Origin of the sequence: Rhizobacter sp. (assembly GCF_035702065.1) — a bacterium.
In the GTDB taxonomy this organism is placed as follows: Bacteria; Pseudomonadota; Gammaproteobacteria; order Burkholderiales; family Burkholderiaceae_C; genus Rhizobacter.
In genome coordinates, this window is sequence record NZ_DASSRA010000099.1 from 1 (window position 1) to 3,135 (window position 3,135).

The following is a 3,135-nucleotide window of genomic DNA, read 5'->3' on the forward strand; positions in this document are numbered from 1 at the left end:
CTGCTGCGCGACGGGCTGGTGGCGTGGATGTCGGGCCAGGTGCAGCCCGAAGGCATGCCGAGCTACGCCGACTTCGTGGCCGGCATCACAGGCGCGCTCGACCACGTGCGGGCCAACCTCCACGGCAAGAACGTGCTGATCGTCTCCAGCGGCGGGCCGATCTCGACCATCGTCGGCCACGTGCTGGGCACCTCGCCCGAAACCACCATCGAACTCAACCTGCGCATCCGCAACAGCTCGGTCACCGAGCTGGCCTTCACGCCCAAGCGGCACATGCTCGTGACTTACAACACCTTGCCGCACCTGGATCACCCGGATCACGCGCCCTGGGTCACGTACACCTGACACGAGCCGCTATAATCTCGCGCTTCACCTGCCGGTGTAGCTCAGTTGGTAGAGCAGCGCATTCGTAATGCGAAGGTCGAGGGTTCGACTCCTTTCACCGGCACCACTGTCAAACGCCTGAAGCCAACGACTCGCATGATGCGGTTCGTTGGCTTTTTGGTATCTGGACAGCAAACCTCATGGCAATCTCGATGTCGACAAACCCGCTGGCGCGCCTGATCGCCGGCGTCATCCACGCCCGCCTGCCCTGGCGCGGCCTGCTGTTCGTGCTGGTGTGCGTGGTGTGCTACCTCGCACTCGTGCCCATGCCGCCAAAGAATGTTGACCTGGGCTGGGACAAGCTGAACCACGCCTCGGCGTTCGCCGCCCTCACGGTGGCGGGCTGCTTCGGCTTTCCGGGTTCGCGCGGCCTGGTGCTGCGCGTGCTGCTGGCTTTGCTGGCCCTGGGCGGTCTGATCGAGATCGTGCAGTACTTCGTACCGGGCCGCAGCTGCGACTGGTTCGATCTGCTGGCCGATGCTACGGGCATGGCCATCGGGTTGGGCCTGGCGCTGATCGCGCTGGCCTGGGCCCGGCGTGCGCTGCCGCCACCGGGCAGGTAAGCGCTGCTTACTGGCTGCGGTGGTGCAGCCGCTCCCAGTAGGAGACGGCCTTGCTGACCCAGGCACGGTAGTGCGGGTCTTGAGCCGAGTAGTAGGGAATGCCGCGCTCGATGAAACGGGCGGCGGCATGGGCCAGCGCCACGCGCGCGGGGCTCGCGCCGGGCTCCAGCGCCACCTCTTCTTCGATGGCGTGCAAGGCGGTGAAACGCGGCATGGGCTGGGGTGCCATCAGGCACTCGCGCAGCATCGAGGCGTTCATGGTGGAAGAAGCTGAGGACATGCAAGTCTCCAGGAACAATCAGTTCCCTATTCTTCGTCGCATTCCCGCTCAGCTTGACGCGCATCAACGGGCGATTTGCGCCCCAGTTCACACTCGACGCGTACTTCCGAGGCCGGACCAGCACTGGGCGTAGTCCGCATCCAACAAACCGCTACTGAATGCAAATTCGGTCGGCAGGAAGCGGTAGCGGCTCTCGAACATGAAGGCCAGGGTGTCGGCGAGCTTCTGCGGCGCCATCGGCGCCGCACTGGCCTTCTCGAAGGCATCGGCGTCGGGGCCGTGCGGCACGAAACTGTTGTGCAGGCTCATCCCGCCGGGTACGAAGCCCTCTTCCTTGGCGTCGTAGCGGCCATGCACCAGGCCCATGAACTCGCTCATCACGTTGCGGTGGTACCAGGGCGGGCGGAAGGTGTCTTCGGCCACCAGCCAGCGCGGCGGGAAGATCACGAAGTCGCAGTTCGCCGTGCCCGGCGTGTCGCTGGGCGAGGTGAGCACGGTGAAGATCGAGGGATCGGGGTGGTCGAAGCTGATCGAGCCGATGGTCATGAAGCGAGCCGTGTCGTACTTGCACGGTGCGAGGTTGCCGTGCCAGGCCGCCACGTTGAAGGGCGTGGATGCGGCCTGCGCCACCCAGAGCGACCCGCCGTACTTCTTGACGATGCGGTAGGCGCCGGCGCCCTCTTCCACGGCCGCCACCGGTACGAGAAAGTCACGCGGATTGGCCAGGCCGTTGCTGCCGATCGGCCCGAGTTCGGGCAAACGGAAGGCCGCGCCGTGGTTCTCGCAGACGTAGCCGCGCGACGGTCCCTCCACCGCCACCTTGAAGACCATGCCGCGGGGCAGCACGGCGATCTCGCCCGGCGCCACGTCGAGCACGCCGAATTCGGTGGTGATCGTCAACGCACCCTCCTGCGGAACCAGCAGCATCTCGCCATCGGCGTTGACGAAGGCGCAGTCGGTCATGCTGCGGTTGGCCAGGTAGACGTGCACCGCGATGCCGGTCTGCGCCTCGATGTCGCCATTGACGACCACGGTGCGCAAGCCTTCCACGAAGTCGGTGGACTGTGACGGGATGGGCACCGGGCGCCAGCGCATGGGGTTGGGCGGCGCGGCCATGCCGTCGCGTGCGCCGGTCTTCAGGAAAGCATGCGCCAGGGGTTCGTAGCCGCCGACCACGACCGAGGGCTGGCGCCGGTACAGCCAGCTGCGCAGGTTGTTGGCGCGTGGTGCGGTGAAGGCCGTGCCGCTCAGCAACTCGGCGAACAGACCGTGCGCCACCCTCTGCGGGCTGTTGCGCCCGACGGGCAGCACGCCGGCCACGGCCTCGCTGGCGAATTCATTGCCGAAACCCGATTGGTAGGAACGAGGTGCGTTCATGGCGGGCGGTGTCTCCTTGTGGGGGGCCACAGCATATCGCGGGAGCCTTGGCCATCCGCGGCTACAGTCGGCGCCATCCTTCGCCAGAGAAGATCCAGATGACCCAGCGAGCCGCCACCTCCCGACCTGCCCTGTTGCTGATGACCGTACTGGCTCTGGCGGGCTGTGGCGGAGGCGGAGGCGGCGGCTCCCCGTCCACCCCACCCACTCCCACCGACTCGGCCTACTACGCCCAGCAGTGCGCGCCGGGCAACGGCTATGCGCCCTCGGCGCGCCGCGTCGGCAGCCTCGACATCGAGCGGCGCTGGATCCGCACCTACCTCGACGAGGCCTACCTCTGGTACGACGAGGTGCCGAGCGTGAACACGGCCGAGGCACAGTTCAACAACGCCTCGGTGCCCTATTCGCTGAACCAGTACTTCAATGCCCTGCTGGTCAGCTCGAAAGACCGCTTCAGCTTCATGTACCCCACGACCTTGTGGAACCAGCTGGCCGGCTCGGGCATCCAGCCGGGCTACGGCCTCGAATGGA

General features: G+C 66.4%; 4 protein-coding genes, 1 tRNA gene and 1 pseudogene. 4 read left to right on the forward strand and 2 right to left on the reverse strand.

Features of this window, described 5'->3' with window-relative positions; genetic code table 11:
• The 3 genes from VFL64_RS04525 to VFL64_RS04535 form a co-directional block, all read left to right on the forward strand.
• A partial coding sequence (locus VFL64_RS04525) for a histidine phosphatase family protein (protein ID WP_489539193.1) occupies positions 1 to 345 on the forward strand: 345 nt, incomplete at its 5' end.
• Positions 346 to 375: 30 nt separating this feature from the next.
• Positions 376 to 451, forward strand: a tRNA-Thr gene (locus tag VFL64_RS04530).
• A gap of 85 nt (positions 452 to 536) precedes the next feature.
• Positions 537 to 947 carry a VanZ family protein gene (locus tag VFL64_RS04535; RefSeq protein ID WP_489539194.1) on the forward strand — a complete coding sequence of 137 codons (411 nt, stop codon included), beginning with the start codon at positions 537 to 539 and terminating at the stop codon, positions 945 to 947.
• Between the two features lie 7 nt (positions 948 to 954).
• Here the strand turns inward: VFL64_RS04535 and VFL64_RS04540 are convergent, their stop codons facing one another.
• Together VFL64_RS04540 and hmgA are read right to left on the reverse strand one after the other, a co-directional pair.
• A complete protein-coding gene (locus VFL64_RS04540; protein WP_489539195.1) occupies positions 955 to 1,227 on the reverse strand; it encodes a hypothetical protein in 273 nt (90 codons plus the stop codon).
• Positions 1,228 to 1,314: 87 nt separating this feature from the next.
• Positions 1,315 to 2,604 (reverse strand): homogentisate 1,2-dioxygenase, encoded by a 1,290-nt coding sequence (gene hmgA / locus VFL64_RS04545; RefSeq protein ID WP_489539196.1) that lies wholly within the window; start codon positions 2,602 to 2,604, stop codon positions 1,315 to 1,317.
• Between the two features lie 98 nt (positions 2,605 to 2,702).
• Here hmgA and VFL64_RS04550 point away from each other — a divergent pair.
• Positions 2,703 to 3,135 (forward strand): annotated as a pseudogene (locus VFL64_RS04550) (hypothetical protein); the annotation flags it as partial.